Origin of the sequence: Mesorhizobium sp. M0491 (genome assembly GCF_040321265.1) — a bacterium.
In the GTDB taxonomy this organism is placed as follows: Bacteria; Pseudomonadota; Alphaproteobacteria; order Rhizobiales; family Rhizobiaceae; genus Mesorhizobium.
This window is the reverse complement of sequence record NZ_JAMYRE010000001.1, coordinates 167,623-189,074: the sequence shown is the minus strand read 5'-3', so window position 1 is coordinate 189,074 and position 21,452 is coordinate 167,623. Positions and strand designations below refer to the sequence as shown.

Here is a 21,452-nt window from a genome sequence, read left to right as displayed (position 1 = left end):
CTACGCCGCTCTGTCGCGGACCTGATAGTCCTTGATCGTGGCAAACCTGATCGCCTTCCAGCGTTCCGCTTCGTAGTTCAGCGAGAAAGCGTGCTGGGCGAGGAACACCGGATCATTGTCGAGGTCGCGGGCGATGTCGCCGCGATGCGCCTCGATGAAGCGAAGCGTCTCGGCCTTGTCGTCGGCCGAGATCCAGCGACACACCGAGAAGCGCGACATTTCGAATTCGACCGGCAGCGTGTATTCGAAGTTCAGCCGTTCCTTCAGCACGTCGAGCTGCAGCGCGCCGACGACCCCGACGATGGCCGGCGAGCCATCCTCGGGCGAAAACAGCTGCACGACGCCCTCCTCTGCCATCTGGTGCAGCGCTTCCTTGAGTTTTTTCGCCTTCATCGCGTCGCCGAGGCGAACGCGGCGCAGGATTTCCGGTGCGAAATTCGGCACGCCGCGGAACAGGATTTCCTCGCCCTCGGTCAGCGTATCGCCAATACGCAGCGTGCCGTGGTTGGGAATGCCGACGACATCGCCGGCGAACGCCTCGTCGGCGGTGACGCGGGTGCGGGCAAAGAAGAATTGCGGCGCCGACAGCGACATAGGCTTTCCCGTACGCACCAGCTTGGCCTTCATGCCGCGCTCGAGCTTGCCCGAACAGACGCGGACGAAGGCAATGCGGTCGCGGTGGTTGGGATCCATGTTGGCCTGGATCTTGAAGACGAAGGACGTCATCTTCTCCTCGGTTGCCTCGACCTTGCGGGTGTCGGCCTCCTGCGCGCGCGGCGACGGTCCAAAAGCGCCAAGCGCCTCGATCAGGTCGCGCACGCCATAATTGCGCAGCGCCGAGCCGAAATAGACCGGCGTCAGATGGCCCTCTCGGAAGGCTTCTATATCAAGGGGTCTGCACGCTTCCCGCGCGAGCTCCAGTTCCTCGATGAAGGCTTCGCGTTCGTTTTCTGGCAGCAGGCCGGCAACGCGGTTGGAATCGGGACCGTTGACCGGCGTGCGTTCTTTCTCCGCGTCTCCCCTGCGCACGGCATTCAGCGCCAGATGATAGGTGCCGGCAAAATTCTTGCCGCGGCCGATCGGCCAGGTGACGGGGGCAGTATCCAGCGCCAGCTTCTGCTCGATCTCGTCGAGGATCTCGAACGGATCGCGGCTTTCGCGATCCATCTTGTTGACGAAGGTGATGATCGGGATATCGCGCAGGCGGCAGACTTCGAACAGTTTCAGCGTGCGCGGCTCGATGCCCTTGGCGGCGTCGATGACCATGACGGCCGAGTCGACCGCGGAAAGTGTGCGATAGGTATCATCGGCGAAATCCTCGTGGCCGGGCGTGTCGAGCAGGTTGAAGACATTGTCCTCATACTCGAAGGTCATCACCGAAGTGACGACCGAAATGCCGCGTTCGCGCTCGATCTTCATCCAGTCGGACCGCGTCTGGATCTTGTCCTTCTTGGCCTTGACCTCGCCAGCGAGCTGGATGGCGCCGCCGAACAGCAACAGCTTTTCGGTGAGCGTCGTCTTGCCGGCGTCCGGGTGCGCGATGATCGCGAAGGTGCGGCGGCGCGCCACTTCTTCTTCTATTGCTTCGGGCATTCTCTGGGATTTCCGTGTGACAGGCCGGGCTTCTAGCAGCGCAGTGCCGGCCTGTCGACCGGTCCGGCGGCTCGGGCGCTGCCGATCGCCGCCTCACCGTCAGAGCATACAGCTCAGTCGTGCTGTGGCTCCGGCCAGTGCATTGCCGCATATTTTGCGCTGCGCAATGTTGGCAAGCGGCTGCCGGGATGGCACTGGATGAACATCCCTCGGGATGACGAGGCAAAGGAACGAACATGACAGCGGCGAAACAAGTGATCGTCATCGGCGCCGGCATCATCGGCGCCTCCATCGCCTGGCATCTGAGCAAGGCGGGAGCACAGGTCACGGTCATTTCCGACAGCCCCGTCGGTGGAATCGCCACCCCAAACTCGTTTGCCTGGATCAATGCCAGCTGGGGCAATCCGGAGCCCTATTTCCGGCTGCGCACCCGCGCCATGGCCGAATGGTCGCGGCTGGCGCAGGACCTACCCGGCCTGCCGCTCAGCTGGTGCGGTGGCCTGTGCTGGGATCTGTCGGCCACCGACATGGAAATCTACGCCACGGAGCATTCCGCCTGGGGCTACGGCATCGAACGCGTCGACCGCGCCGGTGCCGCGCGCATCGAGCCCAATCTCGCCGAGCTTCCCGACTTTGCCCTGCATGTGGCTGAGGAAGGTGTCGCAGAGCCCGTGGCCGCCGCCCATGCCCTATTGGCAGACGCGAAGCGACATGGCGCGAAGACCATCTCCAGCACGGTGACGGCCCTGGTCCAGACCGGCGGCAGGATCACCGGTGTCGACACTTCGCACGGATTGATTGCATCAGACGAGGTGGTGGTCGCGGCCGGCGTCGGCTCGCCGGAGATCGCCGCGACGGCCGGCATCAACCTGCCGATCGAAACGCCGTCCGGCCTGATCGTCCATTCAAGGCCCACCAAAAAGCTGCTCAACGGGCTGGTGCTGGCCGAGCGGCTTCACATGCGCCAAACTGCGGAAGGCCGCATCATCGCCGGCTCGGATTTCGGCGGCTCCGACCCCGGCATGGATGCGGAAGCCACCGCCCAAGAGCTGTTTGCGGCGCTGAAAGCCAGCCTGCGAGGTGGCGAAGGTCTGGCGCTGGATTTCCACACGGTCGGCTACCGGCCGACGCCGATCGACGGCTTTCCGATCATCGGCCGCGCGGTGGGCATGGACGGTGTCTATGTCGCGGTCATGCATTCCGGCATCACGCTGGCGCCGGCCGTCGGCCTGTTCGCCACAAGGGAAATCCTCGACGGCGAGCGCGACCCCTTACTTGCCCCTTATGGATTGTCGCGCTTCGCTCAATAGCCGGGCGGACGGCGAAAGCCGCCGGTGAGTGGTTCGATTGCCTTGGCGATGCCGAGCAGCCGTGACTCCGACCAGCGTTTGCCGACCAGTTGCAGGCCGATCGGCAGGCCGGTGCTGTCCAGTCCGCACGGCATGGAAAGCGCTGGATGGCCGCTGTAGTTGAACACGGCGCCATAGGCCGGCAGCATCCAGTAGCTCTGCTCCTTGCCGTCGACCTTGATCGGCGTGCCCGGCTCGCAATGCGGGAAGGCGGTGGTCATGGCGACCGGGCAGATCAACGCGTCGTAGGCCTCGAAAAACCGGTCCCAGGCGAGAATGGATTTGTCGCGGCGGGCGAGTGCCTCGAACCAGCGCGAGACCGGTGTCGGTTCCTCCGGCGGCTCAGGCTGAGCGGCCTCCAGCATCATGCCGATCAGCGCGCCGCCCTGCTCCAGATCGTCATGCAGGTCAAGTTTCGGCAGTTTTGCTTCTTCGACGACCGCTCCTGCGGATTGTAACTGCCTTGCGAGACTTTCGACCGCGGCGCTGACGTCGCCCGCCACTGGAAACCCGGGAAAGAACGGCGCGAAGGCAATGCGCAATGTCTTGAGGTCGAGGCTTGGCATATCCTCGACCGGCACCGGCCGCAAGATCGGTGTCGCTTCCATTAGGACCGGCAATGATTTGATAGATCAGCGCCAAATCTTCCACACTGCGCGCCAGCGGCCCAAGGCAGGACATCAGCCGCACGCTGCGCGCAGTACCGCCGGGATCGGGAAAGACGCCGGCCAGCGAGACGCGGTGCTCCGTCGGCTTCAGGCCATAGACACCGCAGAAACTGGCCGGCAGCCGGATTGAGTCCTGCATGTCGGTGCCGACATCGAACGGCGTCATCCCCGAGCAAAGTGCAGCCGCCGCGCCGCCGCTGGAACCGCCCGCCGTGCGCTGGAGATTCCAGGGATTGCTGGTGCGACCAAACAGCGGATTGTTCGACTGCCAGTCCGAAAGCATGGTCGCGACATTGGTCTTGGCCATCAGCACGCCGCCAGCCGCACGCAAGCGGGCGACGACCGGACTGTCCTGTTTGGCGACATAGTCGGCAAAGGGCGGAAAGCCGACCGTGGTCTTCATGCCGGATGTATCGTGCATGTCCTTCAGCGTGAACGGTACGCCGTGCAGCGGGCCGAGGGCCTCGCCGCGCGCCTGGGCCGCGTCGGTCTTCTTGGCGCACTCGCGAGCCCCTTCCCTGTCGAGCGAGATGACGGCGTTGACCGCATCGTTGTGCGCATCGATCTGCGCCAGATGCGCGTCGAGTGCCTCGACGGCGGAGATCTTCCGCGCGGCGATGGCAGTGGCCAGCTCGATGGTTGAGGAAAAGACGAGGTCCATTGACAATGCTCCGGCTTGGCCGCGTTCGCCTGATCGGATGGCGGACAGCGGCGCTGCTTCAAATGGAGTTGAGCATTCGAGGATTGGCTGCGTTTGATCGAAATTGTGCAGACTGGACTGTCCAAGTCTGCACTCTACGGCGCCCCCCTCTGTCCTGCCGGACATCTCCCCCACAGGTGGGGAGATTGGATGTCACGACAGCTTTCGCCAATCTCGGACGTTGCAAGGAATAGCGCGGCAGTCGCAGGTGCCAATCTCCCCCCGTGTGGGGGAGATGTCCGGCAGGACAGAGGGGGGCTGTCCCGCGGCGTTGCCGCACTTTTGCAACTAGACGGCCAGTGCCAGCCTGGCCGATGCGGGTGCGAAAGGGCGAATGACCATGCCATCGCCAGTGATCGTCACAAAACTCGACGGCGGGATCGCCTGCCAGTCGCCGCCCTCGCGGTCGAACGGCTCGGAAACGATGCAGCGGCCGCCGCCCTTGCGCAGGACAGACGTGTAGAGCGTCGGTGCGTGAGCGTCGGTGGCGTAGCGCACCGCATGCAGCGCCTGCCCGTCGGAGAAGGCGGCGGTGAGTTTCAGCGCCGGTTCGAGGCCGGCGCGGCGCGAGGCTTCGAGCACGCGGCTGGTGGCGCGGGAGACGGCGCCTTGCGGATCGCCGGTCAATCCCTCGTCGATCATCAGCAGGAAAAACAATTCGGAATCGGTGGTGCCTTCGCGCTGGTCGAAGACAGCGTCGGACAGCGAATTCTCCAGCGCGCGGCGGATTTTTTCGAAGCCGCCGATCTGGCCGTTGTGCATGAACGACCAAGAGCTGGAGATGAACGGATGGCAATTCATGCGGCTGGTGGCGCCGCCGGTCGACGCCCGCACATGGGCGAGGAACAGGCCGGATTTGATCTGCCGGCACAGGCTCTTCAGATTGGGATCCGACCATGCCGGCAGGATGTCTCGGTAGAGACCCGGCTCCGGGCGGTCGCCATACCAGGCAAGGCCAAAACCGTCACCATTGGTCGGCGATTTCGCTTCCTGGGCGCAATGGCTCTGGGCGATCAGCGAGTGACAGGGCGCGGTGAGCATGTCTTCGAGAAAGACTGCTTCACCGAGATAGGCCGCCCACCGGCACATCGCTTCTGTCGCCCTCTAGGCGCGATCCATAAGAGCCGCAGGCTCCTTGATCGCGTGTGTGCCTCTGTTGTGCGTCCGCTCGTAAAGCTCACGAACGATTCGGCTGGCGGTAGTCTCAAACAGAAATGGCAAGAAAGCGTGAACGAGCGCGGCGCCAGCCGCCATCAGCAGCCGCGACGAGAACCAGCCGGCAAAGGCCATATGAGTGAAATAGGTTTCGCCGACCTTGGCCGGATGAGAGGTGAAAATCCTTGCGACCGACATGCTGGTCCCCTTCAGCGCTTGAAGTTCCTGATATGAGTATCCTGACACGCTTCGCCGGTTCATCGGTCTCAAAATATCCTTGTATTTGTCCCGTTGATGGGACAAACATCCCACATGGCGTTGGAAATCGACGAAATCGACCGGAAATTGCTTGCCGAATTGCAACGCGACGGCACGCTGTCGGTCGACCAGCTGTCGGAACGGGTGGCGCTGTCGCGCAATGCCTGCTGGCGCCGGGTGAAGCGGCTGGAGGAGGATGGCGTCATCACCGGCCGCGTGGCGCTGGTCGATGCCGAAAAGCTCGGACTTGGCCTTTCCGTCTTCATCCTGATCCGCACGTCCAACCACGACCCGGAGTGGCTGCAGAAATTCCGGGCGGCGGTGACCGGCTTTCCCGAGATCACCGGCGTCTACCGCATGTCGGGCGACCTCGACTATGTCCTGCGCGCCCGCGTCGCCGACGTGAAGGCCTATGACCGGCTCTACCAGCGGCTGATCGCCAAGGTGTCGCTGTCGGACGTATCCGCCTCCTTCGTGATGGAGGAGATCAAGGAGACGACCGTTGTTCCGATGGAACTGAGGTAGATTAGCTGAAGCCTCCCAACTTCGTCATCCACGGGCGGAGCAGGAGCGAAGCTCCGTCGCGAAGACCCGAGGATCCATGCCGTGACCTTGGCCGAGGAGTGCAGCGGAGCAGAATTCTGCACCGCAGCAACGCTTTAAAGTCGCGGCATGGATCCTATGGTCTGCGCTGCGTCGCTTCGCTCCTTGCTTCGCCCGTGGATGACGAAGCGTTGGGTGGTCACAGTGCCGCCCAAAAGAAAGCCGTTGATAGCAGTGTAGTCGAGTTGACCGAATCGCCGTTCGCGCCGATAGGATCGATTTTATGCGCGCAGCCCTTCAAACTCCCTCCGTCATCGGTCCGACCGTCGGCTTCGTCAGGTTGCCGCATGCTGAAGGACTTCCCCTCCCCGCCTATGAAAGCATCGGGGCCGCCGGCATGGATTTGCGCGCCGCGGTGCCCGACGACCGGCCGCTGCTGATCCTGCCCGGAAAACGCGCTTTGGTGCCGACCGGGCTGATCCTGGAGATTCCCGAGGGCATGGAAGGTCAGGTGCGGCCACGCTCCGGACTTGCTTTCAAGCACGGCCTGACCGTGCTCAACACGCCCGGCACCATCGACAGCGATTATCGCGGCGAGGTGAAGGTGCTGCTGATCAATCTCGGCGACGAGGATTTCGCGGTGACGCGCGGCATGCGCATCGCCCAGATCGTCTTCGCGGCGGTGACGCAGGCGGCCGTGGAAGAGCGCACTTTGGCCGGCGGCACGGCGCGTGGCTCGGGCGGGTTCGGATCGACCGGCACCGCCTGATGTCTGAACTGCCTAAACTTGTCATCTTCGACTGCGACGGCATCCTGGTCGATACAGAGAACCTGGCCAATCGGCGTCTCGCCGAATGGCTGACCGCTGCCGGCTATCCGACAAGCTTCGAATATTGCCGCAAGAATTTCTCCGGCCGCAGCATGGCGTCGGTGCAGAAAGAGATCGAAGCAGAGACCAGCGTCAGGCTCGGCGTCGATTTCGTCGATCGCTGGAACGCCGGCCTGCCGGATCTGTTTGCCCACGGCGTCGAAGCGATCCCCTACGTCCGCGAGTTCGTCGAAGCCGTGGGTTCAGCCGGTATCGCCTATTGCGTCGCCACCTCGGCCCGAGTGTCGAAGATGCACATCACGCTCGGCCAGACCGGGCTGTTGCCGCTGTTCGAACACGCGATGTTTTCCTCGACCATGGTCAGCCGTGGCAAGCCGTTCCCGGACCTGTTCCTGCATGCGGCCAAGACCATGGGCTTCGCGCCCGCCGACTGCATCGTCATCGAGGACAGCGTCGCCGGCACGCAGGCCGGGATCGCCGCCGGCATGCGGGTGTTTTCCTATCATGCCGATCCCTATTCCGACCGCGCTGGCCTGATCCAGGCCGGCGGCATCCTGTTCGACGACATGCGCGAGCTGGCCGGGCTGGTGCCGATCCACTAAGCTGATCTTCAGCCCGCGGCTGTACGCCTCGATCGTCCGTGCTAGCTTGGCCCCGCCAATTCGAGGCCACGCATGAAACCCGCCCTGTTCCGCTTCTTCCTTACCTTGACGCTGCTGCCGTTTTTGTGGACTGCGGCCGGCGCGCAAGCCGTCGGCTTCCCGGAACTCGGCAGTGCTTTGCCCGGCCGCACGGATGCCACCTATCTCGACCTCGCGAGGATGGTCATTCCAGATCTCGCCGCGGACCAGGACGGCTTCTACAGGGGCGGGTTACCGATCGAGATGCGACATATCGAGCGACCGGATGGCGGCGGTTCGCCGCCCGAAACTTCGGGCTTTTCCAATGCCGCGGTGCTTGCGATCAAGGCCGGCGGCAAGGACCGGCTGGCCATGCTGTTCGACCTCGGTGACTCTCCCGACAGCGCCGAAGGCTATGCGGTGCTGGCGCTCTACGACGTCACGGCCAAGCCAAAATTGCTCGACGCCGTCAATGTCGCGCTCGACCGCGGCACCTACTTCCGCGAACCGGGCAAGCTTTCGGTCAGCGCCAACGATGACGTCCTGATCACCATGAGCGCGCATTTCAACTCGAGCCAGAACTATGTGATCACGCCGCTGATCATGGTCCGCGACGACAAATTCGAACTGATCGACATGATCTATACGTTCGACGAAAACCTGTGCGCCTACAGCCGCAAGCAGGATGTAGCTTTTCAGGCCATCGCGGAGGGGAAGTCCTATGCTGCCATCAAAGTGACGGTGACCGATGCCATGGTGCTCAACGGCGAAAGCTGCGACGACACTCCGCCCCGACCAGAGTCCCACGCGATTTCCGTCATCTATCACTGGGACAAGAAGACATCGCACTACATCAAGGATTCCGACACGCTGGACAAATTGGCAGGAGAGAACGCCAAACGCTTCTGAACCAACCGCATTCGTTTGCCCGGCCAAATGGGGCAGGATAAAATCCACTTAGCCACACCGCATATGATGGGGGTACTACCATGGACAAGGGCAAGATCTTCCGCGACCTGCATGCCTCGACCTTCGTCATGCCCAATCCCTGGGATATCGGCACGACGAAGCTGCTCGGCTCGTTCGGCTTCACGGCGCTGGCGACAACCAGCGCCGGCTTTGCCTTTTCGCGCGGCTTGCCGGACGGCGCGGTGACCTTCGACCAGATGATCCACCATTGCCGCGAGGTGTCGGGGGCGACCAGCCTGCCGGTCTCGGCCGACCTCGAGAAAGGCAAGGGCGACAGCGCCGAGCAGGCCGCCGAAACCATCTTCGCGGCCGAAGCGGCCGGTCTTGCCGGCTGCTCGATCGAAGACCACACCGGCGACCCCGACAAGCCAATCTATGATTTCGCGCACGCTGTCGAGCGCGTTGCGGCGGCGGTGGAGGCGGCGCGGGCGCTGAAGCGCGATTTCGTCTTCACGGCGCGGGCCGAGAATTTCCTGTGGGGCAAGTCCGACCTCGACGATACCATCAAGCGGCTGCAGGCGTTCGAGAAGGCCGGCGCCGACGTGCTCTATGCGCCAGGCATCGGCGACGTCGAGATGATCCGCACGCTCTGCTCGGCGGTCAGCAAGCCGGTCAATGTCATGGCAAAGCCTGGCTTCACCATCGCCGACCTCGCCATGGCCGGCGTCAAGCGCATCTCGCTCGGGCCGTGGCTGACCAATTTCGCCTATGGCATGCTGGAAACGGCGGCACGCGAGATCCAGCAGGACGGCACCTTCGGCTTCACCCGCGCCGCCATGCCGTTCGGCAAATTGCAGGCCCTCTTCACGAAGCCCGTCGCATGACGCTGGCCGTGGTCGATATGCATACCGGCGGCGAGCCGCTGAGGATCGTCACCGGCGGCTATCCCGGTATTCCCAAGGGCACGATCCTGGAAAAGCGCGCCTATGTGCGCGACCATCTCGATCATCTCAGGAAAATCCTGATGTTCGAGCCGCGCGGCCATTACGACATGTATGGCGCCTTGCTGGTCGAGCCGGACCTGCCCGGCGCCGACCTCGCCGTGCTGTTCATGCACAATGAGGGTTACTCGACGATGTGCGGCCACGCCATCGTCGCGCTCGGCCGCTACGCCGTAGATGAGGGATTGGTGGCGAAACAGGAACCAATCACGACAGTCAATATCGAGGCGCCGTGCGGGCTGGTCGTCGCCTCGGTCGAGGTCAGGGACGGCAAGGCCGGTGCGGTGTCGTTCGAAAGCGTGCCGGCCTTCCTGTTCGCCGGCGGGCAGACGATAGAGCTGGCGGGCCATGGCACGATCGGCTTCGACGTCGCCTATGGCGGCGCCTTCTACGCGCTGGCCGATTGTCACCAATTCGGGCTTGAATTCGGCAGAAGCCGGGTGCGCGATTTCGTCGATGCGGCAACCGCGCTGACGGACAGGATCAAGGCCGAATTGCCGCTGTCGCATCCCGACCATGCCGACCTAGCCTTCCTCTATGGCACCATCCTGACCGATGGCCGCGATGCGTTTTCCAGCGAGGTGACTAAAAACATCTGCGTCTTCGCCGAGGCGGAGGTCGACCGCTCGCCGACCGGCTCCGGCGTCACCGCAAGGCTGGCGGCCATGCATGCCAAGGGCGAGATCGCGATCGGACAGACGCGCACATTCGAAAGCATTGCCGGCTCGCGTTTTTCGGGAGCCGTGGTGCGGACTGCAAAGGCTGGCCCGCACGAGGCGATCATCGCCCGCGTCGGCGGCCGCGCCTATTATAGTGGCAGGACTGAGTTTATCGTCGAAGCGGACGACGAGCTCGGACGCGGATTCCTGTTGCTCTGAAGAAAATGCTCAGTGGCGCGAGGAGCGAGCCACTTCCCGCACCGAGATCGCCTTGTGCAGATGCACCATCATGGCGGCGGCGAACAGCGGCGTCAGCAGGTTGAGCAACGGCACGGCGAGGAAAGCCGCGATGAGCAGCCCGGCGAGAAACACTGTGGCGGCATAGTGCCTGCGCAAGGCCCTGGCCTCTTCTTCCCTACGAAAGCGCATGGCGGCGAATTCGAAGAACTCGCGCCCGAGCAGATAGCCGTTGACGATGAAGAAGGCGGCTATGTTGACGCCCGGCACCAAGAGAAGCAGCAGCGCGACGATGTTGCCAAGAATGACGACGCCGAGGAATCGCGCCGACAGCACCAGCGAGCGCAGCGCCGGCATGGCGCGGCCGGTCGGATCGCCGGGATAGTCGGTGCGCTCGACCACTTCGGCGATATCGTCGAGGAACAGGCCGGCGACAACAGCCGTCACCGGCGCGATGAGCAACGCCATGCCGAAGGCAAGCGCTATTGCCGCGATGATGCCGCCCAGCCACCCGGCCCAGGACGGCGTGCCGGGCAACAGCGTCTGCAACCATGGCAGGGCCAGCCACTCGACAAGGCTGGTCAGACCGAACCACAGCGCCACCAGCGCCAGCAGGGTCAAGCCCAGCGTCTTGAGGAACACGGCACGAAACGGAGGCGAGAGCAGCTCAAGGGCCGCAGTGCGGGCAGCGTCGAAAATCACCGTGCTTCAACCAAGGGTTAGCGGATACCGCCGAAAGACGGACGCCCCCGAGATAAGCAGTGCAGGTCGCCAGCACAAGCGGCGGGCGCCTACCGCGCAAGCGCCGGCCTGCGAACCGGGATGGCCATGGCAGCGACCCCAGCCACGACAAACGCCATGCCCAGCCATGCCGTCGAACCAAGGCTTTCACCGAGGAAGACGGCGCCGATGCCGACGCCGATCGGCACGCGCAGATAGGCCTGCGAAGTGGTGCCGACCGAGCCCAGCGTGTGGATGAGGCGGAAATAGATGACGAAAGCCAGTGCGGTCGAAAACACCGACAGGCCGAGCAAGGCCAGGATCGATGCGGTCGACGGCGCCAGCGTCCACGGCTGGTCGAACACAAGACTGAGCGGCACCAGGATGATTGCGCCGCACAGCATCGATCCGGCGGCCGGCAGCATCGGGTCGAGGCCCTTGAAGCCACGGCCGAAAATGGCCGCACCGGCATAGCAGATTGTCGCTGCGACGATGGCAAGCTGCGCCCACAATTGGTGACCGATGCCATCAAGCGCCTGGGTTCCGATGATCAGGCATATTCCAGCTATACCGGCGCCGACGCCAATCAGCTTGCGCACCGTGACCGGCTCATGGCGGGTGATGAGCGCGGTGAACAGGAAGGTGAAGATCGGTGAGGTCGCGTTCAGGATGGTGGCGAGGCCTGCATCGACCGAGCGCTCGGCGGCGGCGATCAGGGTGAATGGTATGACGCTGTTGAGGCATGCCTGGAAGGCAAAGCGGCGCCAGCTTGCCGCATCGCCCGGCATGGCGAGCCCGCGCCAGCGGATGATGGCGAACAGGATACCGCCGGCGATCAGGGTGCGGGCGGCTATGAAGGTGACCGGCGGGATGGTTTCGACGCCGATCTTGATGAAGGTGTAGGAGGCGCCCCAGAGCACTGCCAGAACGACGAGCAGTGTCAGGTCGGTGGTCATGTCGTTCTTTGCAGGCTCGTTCTTTGTCGAGATCTTCTTTGTAGACATGGGGCTGGCTCGCCTTCGAAACGGGATCGGCTGAACCAGGCTTGTAGGCGGTGCGGCGACGAAATGCTTCGGCCACGGTCGAATTGTCATAGCGCCTCCCGGCTGATGCGCCTTTTGCCTGTTCCGCCAAAGTTGCGTCTCACGCCCTAGGCAAACCGGTTTCAAATCGCTAGACCCGCGCCGGACCGGCGTGGCAAGAAGCCGGCTCGGGTTTTGGCGGAGATTTTGATGCCGGATTATGACGTGCTTTGCATCGGCAATGCCATTGTCGACATCATCGCCCAGTGCGACGAGGAATTCCTCGAGACCAACGGCATCATCAAGGGCGCGATGAACCTCATCGACACACAACGCGCCGAACTGCTCTACAGCCGCATGGGTCCGGCGATCGAGGCGTCCGGCGGCAGTGCCGGCAACACGGCGGCCGGTGTCGCCAGCTTCGGCGGCCGCGCCGCCTTCTTCGGCAAGGTCTCCAACGATGCGCTCGGCGAAATCTACGCCCACGACATCCATGCGCAGGGCGTCGCCTTCGACACCACGCCGCTCAAGGGCGAGCCGCCGACGGCGCGCTCGATGATCTTCGTCACGCCCGACGGCGAGCGCTCGATGAACACCTATCTCGGCGCCTGCGTCGAGCTTGGCCCTGAGGATGTCGAAGCCGACAAGGCGTCTGGCGCCAAGGTCACCTATTTCGAAGGGTATCTGTGGGACCCGCCGCGCGCCAAGGAGGCAATCCGCCAGACGGCGAAGCTGGCGCACGCGGCAGGCCGCGAAGTCTCCATGACACTGTCGGATTCGTTTTGCGTCGACCGCTACCGCGACGAATTCCTCGACCTGATGCGCTCGGGCACGGTCGATATCGTCTTTGCCAACAGCCACGAGATCAAGTCGCTCTACCAGACGTCGTCGTTCGACGAGGCGCTGGCCCAGATCCGCAAGGATTGCCGGATCGCCGCCGTCACCCGCTCGGAAAAAGGCTCGGTGATCGTACGCGGCGACGAAACCGTGGTGATCAAGGCGACCGCCATCAAGGAACTGGTCGACACGACCGGCGCCGGCGATCTCTATGCCGCGGGCTTCCTGCATGGCTACACGCAAGGCCGCGACCTGCAGACCTGCGGCGACCTTGGCTCACTGGCGGCCGGACTGGTGATCCAGCAGATCGGCCCCAGGCCACGGCAGAATCTGCGCCGAGAGGCTGAGCAGGCGGGGTTGCTTTAGCAGCCATCAAGCTGCCGATCTCCCCCCTCGTGGGGGAGATGGCCGGCAGGCCAGAGGGGGGCACCGTCCCGCCAGCATCTTCAAGGCTTTACACTGCCGCCGACCCCGAAATAGACGGCATGAATTCCTGGATTCTTGCGCGACGTTGACGTCGTCAGAAGGACCTGGAGCGCGGGCGCAAAACATCGTTCCGTAGCGATCCTTCGCGCGCCCCTCTGCCCTGCCGGGCATCTCCCCCACGAGGGGGGAGATCGGCAGCTTGGCCGTCCGCTTCTCACCGTCGCGCGGCTGTCATACATCGCACCTACACGCAATCTGGGCGTCCCGCGACTGACATTTCGGTGCGCCCTCAGTCAGTTGGGGTGTCAAGAAATGCTAGACAGCATGCTGTCGGGCGGCCGGATTCATTGCCGCCGCGATTTCCGCTTTCCGCTCTAGAGATTCAACAATCGGCCGCAGCTGAGGGGAGCGCGGCCCGGAAGACAGATGCATGAACAGATTTCAGATCCAGGCCCTCAGGCAGGACGACTTCGCGGAGATGGTCGCGGAGGAGGTCGAACGCGCGCTTGCCCACTATGATGAGGCCATCAACAAGCCAACCATGGTCTCGGTCGGCAAGATCGCCGGCAGCATAGCGTCCGCCGTCACCTTGCTGTCGCCGAAGCACCAGCGCGCCATCGACGCCATCCATGCCGACCTGCCCGGCCTGGCCTCGAAATTCGTGCGCGCGCTGGCGGCGGAAGCCGCGCGCCGCAGCGAAGCCGGTATTGCCGGCGTGATCAATCCGCCGATGACCCCGTTGACCGATGTCGAGCCCCCCTCGCTGCCAAAGTCCGACGATCTCGAATCGATGCTGATCGAGGACTGGGCGGGCCGCGTCGCCGGCTCGACCTATCTGGAAGAGCATTTGCGCATCGCCCGCTCGACCCTGCACCGTTGGCAGAGACGGGGTGAGGTCATCGCCTTGCGCAAGGGCGGCCGCAAACATGTCTTCCCGCTGGCGCAGTTCGTCGACGGCCGGCCGGTTGCAGGCATTCGCGACGTGCTGTCGCTGATCACCAATCCAAGGCTCGCATGGCTGTGGCTGACGCGGCCCTCGGCGCAGCTCGACGGCCGCATTCCCGTCGACCTGCTTCGGCAGGATCAGGTCGACGAGGTCGTTGAGGCCGCGCGCGTATTCGCGCCGCGCTGAACGCCTCGCGACCTCACCGCTCAGGCTCGCCCCTCAAGTCCCCGCCGTATACGCCGCGATCGCCGCCATGTTGACGATGTCGCTGTCCTTGGCGTTGAGCGACACGATCTGAACCGGCTTGTTCAGGCCGACCAGCAGAGGACCGATGACCGTGGAGCCGCCGAGTTCCTGCAGCATCTTGGTCGAGATCGAGGCCGAGTGGAACGCCGGCATGATCAACACATTGGCCGGGCCGGTCAGCCTTATGAACGGATATTGCGCCATGGCGCGGGCGTTGAGGGCGACGTCGGCGGCCATTTCGCCGTCATACTCGAAGTCGACGCGGCGCTTGTCGAGGATGCGCACCGCTTCCTGGACGCGCTCGGAGCGCTCGCCCTGCGGATGGCCGAAGGTCGAATAGGCGAGCATGGCGAGCCTCGGCTCATAACCCATGCGGCGGGCAAAGCCTGCGGCCTCCTCGGCGATGTCGGCGATCTGCTCGGCGTTCGGCATATCGTGCACGGCGGTGTCGGCGACCAGCACGGTCTTGCCCCGCGCCAGCACGATCGAGACGCCGATGACGCGATGGCCGGGCTTGGCGTCGATGACGCGGCGGATGTCGTCGAGTGCTGTCGAATAGTTGCGGGTGACGCCCGTCACGATGCCGTCGGCGTCGCCCAGCGCCACCATGCAGGCGGCAAAATGGTTGCGGTCGTTGTTGATCAGCCGCTGGCAGTCGCGGAACAGGAAGCCTTTGCGCTGCATGCGCTCGTAGAGATAGTCGGTGTAGATGCCGTTGCGGCGCGACAGCCTTGCATTGATGATCTCGATGCCTTGCTTGTTGAGGTCGATGCCGGCGTGCTTGGCGTTTTCCTTGATGACGTCGTCGCGTCCGAGCAGGATGGCGGTGCCGAGCCGCTGATTCACATAGGAGACGGCGGCGCGCATGACCTGCTCCTCTTCGCCCTCGGCGAAGACGATGCGCTTGGGCTGGCGCCGCACGCGGTCGTAGATGCGCTGCAGGGTCGAGGCGATCGGGTCGCGGCGGGCCGACAGCTCCTGCGCATAACGGTCGAGATCGAGGATCGGCTTGCGGGCGACGCCGGAATCCATCGCCGCCTTGGCCACCGCAATCGGGATGGCCGAGATCAGGCGCGGGTCGAACGGCACCGGGATGATGTAGTTGGGGCCGAATTTCGGCCGGTTGCCCTGATAGGCGGCGGCGACGTCGTCGGGCACATCCTGGCGTGCCAATGCCGCCAGCGCCTGGGCGGCGGCGATCTTCATGTCGTCATTGATGGTGGTTGCCCTGACATCCAGCGCGCCGCGGAAGATGTAGGGAAAGCCGAGCACGTTGTTGACCTGGTTGGGGTAATCAGAACGACCGGTGGCCATGATGGCGTCGGTGCGGATCTCGGCGACCTCCTCCGGCGTGATTTCCGGATCGGGATTGGCCATGGCGAAGATGATCGGGTTCTTGGCCATCGACTGCACCATGGCGGTGGTCAGCGCGCCCTTGGCGGAGAGGCCGAGGAAGACGTCGGCGCCATCGAGTGCCTCGGCGAGGCTGCGCGCCTCGGTCTTGACCGCATGCGCCGACTTCCACTGGTTCATGCCTTCGGTGCGGCCTCGAAAGACCACGCCCTTGGTGTCGCACAAAGTGATGTTTTCCGGCGCAAAACCCATCGCCTTCATCAGCTCGATACAGGCGATGCCGGCTGCACCGGCGCCGTTGCAGACCATTTTTGTGGTCTTCATGTCGCGGCCGGTGATTTCCAGCGCGTTGATCAGGCCGGCGGCCGAGATGATCGCAGTGCCGTGCTGGTCGTCATGGAAGACCGGGATGTCCATCAATTCGCGCAGGCGCTGCTCGATGATGAAGCATTCCGGCGCCTTGATGTCCTCGAGATTGATGCCGCCGAAAGAGGGCCCGAGGAAACGCACACAGTTGATGAACTCGTCGGCGTCCTCGGTATCGACCTCGAGGTCGATGGAATCGACATCGGCGAAGCGCTTGAACAGCACCGCCTTGCCCTCCATCACCGGCTTGGAGGCCAGCGCGCCGAGATTGCCAAGGCCGAGAATGGCGGTGCCGTTGGAGATGACGGCGACCATATTGCCGCGCGTCGTGTAGTCGAAGGCGCGCGAGGGGTCTTCGGCGATGGCCAGAACAGGAACCGCGACGCCAGGCGAATAGGCGAGGCTGAGGTCGCGTTGCGTCGCCATCGGCTTGGTGGCAACGACCTCCAGCTTGCCGGGGCGACCCATGGCGTGGAATTCGAGCGCTTCCTGCGCACTGACGGACGGACCGTTGTTCTCGGTTTTCCTGGCCATGATGTTCTTGATTTCCTCACCGGTGCAGCACCTCGTTGAAGCGGGTGCTTTGTGTCGGACCGAATTAAGACCACGCGCCGCCGCGTGTAAACCGCCAGCGCGCTGGAATCGCCGTCCGCATCGGCAATTGCGGACAAGCTGCCGTCCCGTCGTCCCCTGTTTTTCGAAGCTCTGGCATTAAACCGCATCATCACATCTGCTAGCGTGCCGCGCATGAACATGCACAGCCCGAACGAGCCAGACGCCCCCGAGGCGATGACGCCGGTGCCGACCGCCCACGCCGGCGCCACGCCGATGATCGAGCAATTCATCGAGATCAAGGCGGCGAACCCCGATTCGCTGCTGTTCTATCGCATGGGCGATTTCTACGAGCTGTTCTTCGACGATGCCGAGAAGGCGAGCCGGGCGTTGGGCATCGTGCTGACCAAACGCGGCAAGTATCAAGGGCTCGACATTCCGATGTGCGGCGTGCCGGTGCATGCCGCCGACGATTATCTGCAAAAGCTGATCGGCCAGGGTTTCCGCGTTGCCGTCTGCGAACAGATCGAGGATCCGGCCGAGGCCAAGAAACGCGGCGGCAAATCGGTGGTGCGCCGCGACGTGGTGCGGCTGGTGACACCGGGCACCATCACCGAGGACAAATTGCTGGCGCCGTCGGAATCGAGTTTCCTGATGGCGCTGGGGCGGGTGAAAGGCGGAGCGGACCACTCCTTTGCGCTGGCCTGGATCGACATCTCGACCGGCGCCTTCCGCGTCACCGACACCACCGCCGACCGGCTTTTGGCCGACATTTTCCGCGTCGATCCGCGCGAGCTGATCGTCGCCGAGCCGGTGTTCCATGATCCGGAGCTGAAGCCGGTGTTCGACGTGCTCGGCCGCGTCGCCAGCCCGCAACCGCCGTCGCTGTTTGATTCGGCCTCGGCCACGGGACGCATCGCCCGTTTCTTCGATGTGGCGACGCCGGATAGCTTTGGCGCCTTTTCGCGCGCCGAGCTATCGGCGATCTCGGGCGCCATCGCCTATGTCGAGAAGACGCAGAAGGCGGAGCGCCCGCCGCTATCGCGGCCGGAGCGCGAGGAGCAGGGATCGACCCTGTTCATCGACCCGGCAACACGCGGCAATCTCGAACTCTTACGCACGCTGTCGGGCAGCCGCGAAGGCTCGCTGTTCAAGGCGATCGACCGCACGGTCACCGGCGGCGGCGCAAGGCTGCTCGCCGACCGGCTGATGGCGCCGCTGACCGACCCGGTGGCGATCGGCGGCAGGCTGGACTCGGTTTCGTTCTTCCGTTCCGAGACCCGGCTCTGCCAGGCGGTGCGGTCGAGCCTGAGGAGCGTCGCCGACATGCCGCGCGCGCTGTCCAGGCTGGCGCTCAACCGGGGCGGCCCGCGCGACCTTGGCGCGCTGCGCGCCGGTTTCGAGGCTGCCGGCGCGATCGCCGAGATCTTTGCCGCGACCGCCCTGCCCAGGGAATTGACGGCGGCACTCGCTGCCATCCACGCGCTGCCCCAGGCGCTGGCCCAGCACCTGACACAGGCGCTTGGCGACGAACTGCCGCTGCTCAAGCGTGACGGCGGCTTCGTTCGCGGCGGCTATCACCCCGATCTCGACGAGATGCGGGCGCTGCGCGATGAGTCGCGCAAAGTGATCGCCGGGCTGGAGCGCTCGCTGATCGACGAGACCGGCATCCGCTCGCTGAAGATCCGCCACAACAATGTGCTTGGCTACTACATCGAGGTGACCGCCAATCACCACGCGATCATGACCGGCAGCGACGGCGCCAAGGCTCGCTTCATCCACCGCCAGACCATGGCCAACGCCATGCGCTTCACGACGACCGAGCTTGCCGAACTCGAGACCAAGATCGCCAACGCCGCCGACCGGGCGCTCAGCATCGAGCTTGCCGCCTTCGACGCGCTGACGGCGGAAGCGGTCGGCGAAGCGGAGAAGATCCGCGCCGGTGCGGATGCGCTGGCCGTGCTCGATGTCTCGGCGGCACTTGCGCTTCTCTCGGAAAGCGAAGCCTGGTGCCGGCCGGTGGTGGATTCGAGCCTTGCTTTCGACATTTTGGGGGGCCGGCATCCGGTGGTCGAGCAGGCCTTGCGCCGTTCGGGCGAAGGCCCGTTCGTCGCCAATGATTGCGACCTGTCGCCGGAGGGCAGCGCCAAGAATGGCGCGATCTGGCTTCTGACCGGCCCCAACATGGGCGGCAAGTCGACGTTCCTGCGGCAAAACGCGCTGATCGCCATCCTGGCGCAGACCGGCTCGTTCGTGCCAGCGACCTCGGCCCATATCGGCGTCGTCGACCGGCTGTTCTCGCGTGTCGGCGCCTCGGACGATCTGGCGCGCGGCCGCTCGACCTTCATGGTCGAGATGGTCGAGACGGCGGCAATCCTCAACCAGGCCGGCGAGCGCGCCCTGGTGATCCTCGACGAGATCGGCCGCGGCACCGCCACCTTCGACGGCCTGTCGATCGCCTGGGCGGCGGTCGAATATCTGCATGAGAAGAACCGCTGCCGGGCGATCTTCGCTACTCACTTTCACGAAATGACCTCGCTGGCCGGCAAGCTGGCGCGGCTCCACAACGTCACCATGCGGGTCAAGGAATGGGAAAACGACGTCGTCTTCCTGCACGAGGTCGGCAAGGGCGCCGCCGACCGCTCCTACGGTGTGCAGGTGGCGCGGCTGGCCGGGCTGCCGGAAGCGGTGGTCGACCGGGCCAAGGAAGTCCTGCACCAGTTGGAGGAAGGCGAGGTTTCCGGCAAGACCAACCGGCTGGTCGACGACCTGCCGCTGTTTTCGGTGGCGGTGAAGCGGGAAGCGGCGAAGCCGGCCAAGGGCGACGCGTTGGGTGCCGCGCTCGGCGACATCAATCCCGACGAGATGACGCCAAGGGAAGCGCTGGAGGCGCTTTACCGGCTTAAGGGACTGGCGTAGCCAGTAAAGGTCGGCGGGACAGCACCCCCCTCTGCCCTACCGGGCATCTCCCCCGCAAGGGGGGAGATCGGACGTCACCTTGGCTTTCGCCAATCACCATGCAAGGAGAGCGGAGCGCGGAAGCTGCCTATCTCCCCCTTGCGGGGGAGATGGCCGGCAGGCCAGAGGGGGGTGTGACGGAACGCGGCCTTCGCTATCTGCGCGCCTAAATCATCTCCAGCCCGCGTTTGCGCGTCGGTGGCGGAAAGCCACGGTCGAGATCGGCGATGTCCTGCGGCGTAAGCTTGATGTCGAGCGCCGCGACGTTCTGGCGGACATGCTCTTGGCTGCTGGCCTTCGGGATGGCGATGACGCCCTCCTGATGCATCACCCAGGCCAGGGCGATCTGTGCCGCCGTGGCCTTGTGGCGGGCGGCAATGGCTTCCAGCCTGGCATTGCGCGCCAGCGCGCCCTGCTCGACCGGCGAAAAAGCCATTAGCGGAATGCCGCGCTGCCGGCTCCACGGCGCCAGGTCGAATTCGAGGCCGCGCCGGACCAGATTGTAGAGCACCTGGTTGGTCTGGACATTGCCGCCATCCGACAAGCCGATCAGCTCTTCCATCTCGTCGGTGTCGAAATTGCTGACGCCCCAGTGACGGATCTTGCCCGCCTTTTTCAGGGCCTCGAAGGCCGCGACCGTTTCCGCCAGCGGCACGCTGCCCGGCCAATGCAGCAGATAGAGATCGATGCGGTCAGTGCGCAGGCGCTTCAGGCTGTTTTCGCAGGCGCGCTGCACGCCCGCGCGCGAAGCGTTCGATGGCAGAACTTTCGAGACCAGGAAGGTCTCGTCACGGCGCCCGGCAATAGCCTCTGCCACCACCTCCTCGGCGCCGCCGCTGGCATACATTTCGGCAGTGTCGATCAGTGTGATGCCGAGGTCGAGGCCGAGCTTGAGGGCATTCACCTCATCGGCACGGCGACTGATATCCTCGCCCATCTTCCATGTGCCCTGGCCAAGCACCTGAACGGCTTCGCCTGAGGGCAGTTTGGTGGTTCTGATGGTCGGCGGCATGGCGGGCTCCATTTGGGCCGATCGCATCACAGGCTGGACGAGAAATCCAGAGGCGTTCTCGCCGAGCTGGCGATGGCTGAAGACTTACTTCACCGGATGGGCGGCGAGCCAGGCCTGCATCTGCTTGATCTCGGCTTCCTGCGCGGCGATGACGCCTTCGGCCAGCTTGCGGATTTCCGGATCCTTGCCGTTGGCAAGCTCGACCTTGGCCATGTCGATGGCACCCTGATGGTGCGGGATCATGCCCCTGACGAAATCGACATCGGCATTGCCGGTATATTCAGATGCCATCATGTCGGCATGCATCTTGTCCATCGCTGCCTTGTAGCCCTCGGTCGAGGGGCTGGTCGCGTCCGTCGCCATGGCGCCCATGTCGTGTTTCATCTCCTCACTTTGCGCCGGAACACTTTCGAGGAAGACGGCAACCAGCATTCCGGCCGCCATCAGCAGCAGCACGAGTTTTTTGGCGAAGGTCATTCATGGTCTCCTGTTG

At 64.2% G+C, this 21,452-nt stretch carries 20 protein-coding genes; 10 read left to right on the top strand and 10 right to left on the bottom strand.

Annotated features, from left to right (window positions below):
• Positions 1–1,593, bottom strand: coding sequence for a peptide chain release factor 3 (locus tag NKI69_RS00840; protein WP_352719592.1), 1,593 nt, complete (start codon positions 1,591–1,593; stop codon positions 1–3).
• A gap of 236 nt (positions 1,594–1,829) precedes the next feature.
• Here NKI69_RS00840 and NKI69_RS00835 point away from each other — a divergent pair, with 236 nt between their 5' ends.
• On the top strand, positions 1,830–2,903 hold the full coding sequence (locus NKI69_RS00835; RefSeq protein ID WP_352719591.1) for an NAD(P)/FAD-dependent oxidoreductase: 1,074 nt from the start codon (positions 1,830–1,832) through the stop codon (positions 2,901–2,903).
• Here the strand turns inward: NKI69_RS00835 and NKI69_RS00830 are convergent.
• The 4 genes from NKI69_RS00830 to NKI69_RS00815 all read right to left on the bottom strand — a co-directional run bounded on the left by NKI69_RS00830 (position 2,897) and on the right by NKI69_RS00815 (position 5,663).
• Positions 2,897–3,310 carry an amidase family protein gene (locus NKI69_RS00830; protein ID WP_352719589.1) on the bottom strand — a complete coding sequence of 138 codons (414 nt, stop codon included), beginning with the start codon at positions 3,308–3,310 and terminating at the stop codon, positions 2,897–2,899. The genes NKI69_RS00835 and NKI69_RS00830 overlap by 7 nt on opposite strands.
• A gap of 40 nt (positions 3,311–3,350) precedes the next feature.
• A complete protein-coding gene (locus NKI69_RS00825; RefSeq protein WP_352719588.1) occupies positions 3,351–4,271 on the bottom strand; it encodes an amidase in 921 nt (306 codons plus the stop codon).
• 327 nt (positions 4,272–4,598) lie between these two features.
• Positions 4,599–5,399 carry a class II glutamine amidotransferase gene (locus tag NKI69_RS00820; protein ID WP_023811655.1) on the bottom strand — a complete coding sequence of 267 codons (801 nt, stop codon included), beginning with the start codon at positions 5,397–5,399 and terminating at the stop codon, positions 4,599–4,601.
• A gap of 15 nt (positions 5,400–5,414) precedes the next feature.
• Entirely contained in the window at positions 5,415–5,663 is a 249-nt protein-coding gene (locus NKI69_RS00815) for a DUF6356 family protein (RefSeq protein ID WP_023811654.1), read from the bottom strand.
• Between the two features lie 114 nt (positions 5,664–5,777).
• On the opposite strand from NKI69_RS00815, the gene NKI69_RS00810 reads away from it, so the two are divergent.
• The 6 genes from NKI69_RS00810 to NKI69_RS00785 all read left to right on the top strand — a co-directional run bounded on the left by NKI69_RS00810 (position 5,778) and on the right by NKI69_RS00785 (position 10,503).
• On the top strand, positions 5,778–6,248 hold the full coding sequence (locus NKI69_RS00810) for an Lrp/AsnC family transcriptional regulator (RefSeq protein ID WP_352719586.1): 471 nt from the start codon (positions 5,778–5,780) through the stop codon (positions 6,246–6,248).
• Between the two features lie 301 nt (positions 6,249–6,549).
• Positions 6,550–7,035, top strand: coding sequence for a dUTP diphosphatase (gene dut, locus NKI69_RS00805; protein WP_023811652.1), 486 nt, complete (start codon positions 6,550–6,552; stop codon positions 7,033–7,035).
• Positions 7,035–7,697: an HAD family hydrolase gene (locus NKI69_RS00800; protein WP_352719584.1), complete on the top strand. Its 663-nt coding sequence runs from the start codon at positions 7,035–7,037 to the stop codon at positions 7,695–7,697. Before dut ends, NKI69_RS00800 begins: the two co-directional genes overlap by 1 nt.
• A 72-nt stretch (positions 7,698–7,769) precedes the next feature.
• Positions 7,770–8,624: a hypothetical protein gene (locus NKI69_RS00795; RefSeq protein ID WP_352719582.1), complete on the top strand. Its 855-nt coding sequence runs from the start codon at positions 7,770–7,772 to the stop codon at positions 8,622–8,624.
• An 80-nt stretch (positions 8,625–8,704) separates the two neighbouring features.
• On the top strand, positions 8,705–9,508 hold the full coding sequence (locus NKI69_RS00790; RefSeq protein WP_128304822.1) for an isocitrate lyase/PEP mutase family protein: 804 nt from the start codon (positions 8,705–8,707) through the stop codon (positions 9,506–9,508).
• A complete protein-coding gene (locus NKI69_RS00785) occupies positions 9,505–10,503 on the top strand; it encodes a proline racemase family protein (RefSeq protein WP_352719580.1) in 999 nt (332 codons plus the stop codon). The genes NKI69_RS00790 and NKI69_RS00785 overlap by 4 nt, the downstream gene beginning before the upstream one ends.
• A 9-nt stretch (positions 10,504–10,512) precedes the next feature.
• Here the strand turns inward: NKI69_RS00785 and NKI69_RS00780 are convergent, their stop codons facing one another.
• Both NKI69_RS00780 and NKI69_RS00775 read right to left on the bottom strand, forming a co-directional pair.
• The gene (locus NKI69_RS00780; protein ID WP_352719578.1) at positions 10,513–11,223 is read right to left on the bottom strand and encodes a sulfate transporter family protein; all 711 of its coding nucleotides are present in this window, start codon (positions 11,221–11,223) and stop codon (positions 10,513–10,515) included.
• A gap of 89 nt (positions 11,224–11,312) precedes the next feature.
• The gene (locus NKI69_RS00775; RefSeq protein ID WP_352439729.1) at positions 11,313–12,245 is read right to left on the bottom strand and encodes a DMT family transporter; all 933 of its coding nucleotides are present in this window, start codon (positions 12,243–12,245) and stop codon (positions 11,313–11,315) included.
• Positions 12,246–12,473: 228 nt separating this feature from the next.
• On the opposite strand from NKI69_RS00775, the gene NKI69_RS00770 reads away from it, so the two are divergent.
• Positions 12,474–13,466 (top strand): adenosine kinase, encoded by a 993-nt coding sequence (locus tag NKI69_RS00770; protein ID WP_027039710.1) that lies wholly within the window; start codon positions 12,474–12,476, stop codon positions 13,464–13,466.
• Positions 13,467–13,956: 490 nt separating this feature from the next.
• Entirely contained in the window at positions 13,957–14,658 is a 702-nt protein-coding gene (locus tag NKI69_RS00765; protein WP_128304819.1) for an antitoxin Xre/MbcA/ParS-like domain-containing protein, read from the top strand.
• A gap of 33 nt (positions 14,659–14,691) precedes the next feature.
• On the opposite strand, the gene NKI69_RS00760 is transcribed toward NKI69_RS00765, so the two are convergent.
• Positions 14,692–16,971: an NADP-dependent malic enzyme gene (locus NKI69_RS00760; RefSeq protein ID WP_352719576.1), complete on the bottom strand. Its 2,280-nt coding sequence runs from the start codon at positions 16,969–16,971 to the stop codon at positions 14,692–14,694.
• 213 nt (positions 16,972–17,184) lie between these two features.
• Between NKI69_RS00760 and mutS the strand changes: the two genes are divergently transcribed.
• On the top strand, positions 17,185–19,908 hold the full coding sequence (gene mutS / locus NKI69_RS00755; protein ID WP_352719574.1) for a DNA mismatch repair protein MutS: 2,724 nt from the start codon (positions 17,185–17,187) through the stop codon (positions 19,906–19,908).
• Positions 19,909–20,113: 205 nt separating this feature from the next.
• On the opposite strand, the gene NKI69_RS00750 is transcribed toward mutS, so the two are convergent.
• Positions 20,114–20,959, bottom strand: a complete 846-nt coding sequence (locus NKI69_RS00750) for an aldo/keto reductase (protein WP_352719572.1) — start codon at positions 20,957–20,959, stop codon at positions 20,114–20,116.
• Positions 20,960–21,043: 84 nt separating this feature from the next.
• The gene (copM, locus tag NKI69_RS00745; protein WP_352719570.1) at positions 21,044–21,436 is read right to left on the bottom strand and encodes a CopM family metallochaperone; all 393 of its coding nucleotides are present in this window, start codon (positions 21,434–21,436) and stop codon (positions 21,044–21,046) included.
• Positions 21,437–21,452 lie beyond the last annotated feature (16 nt).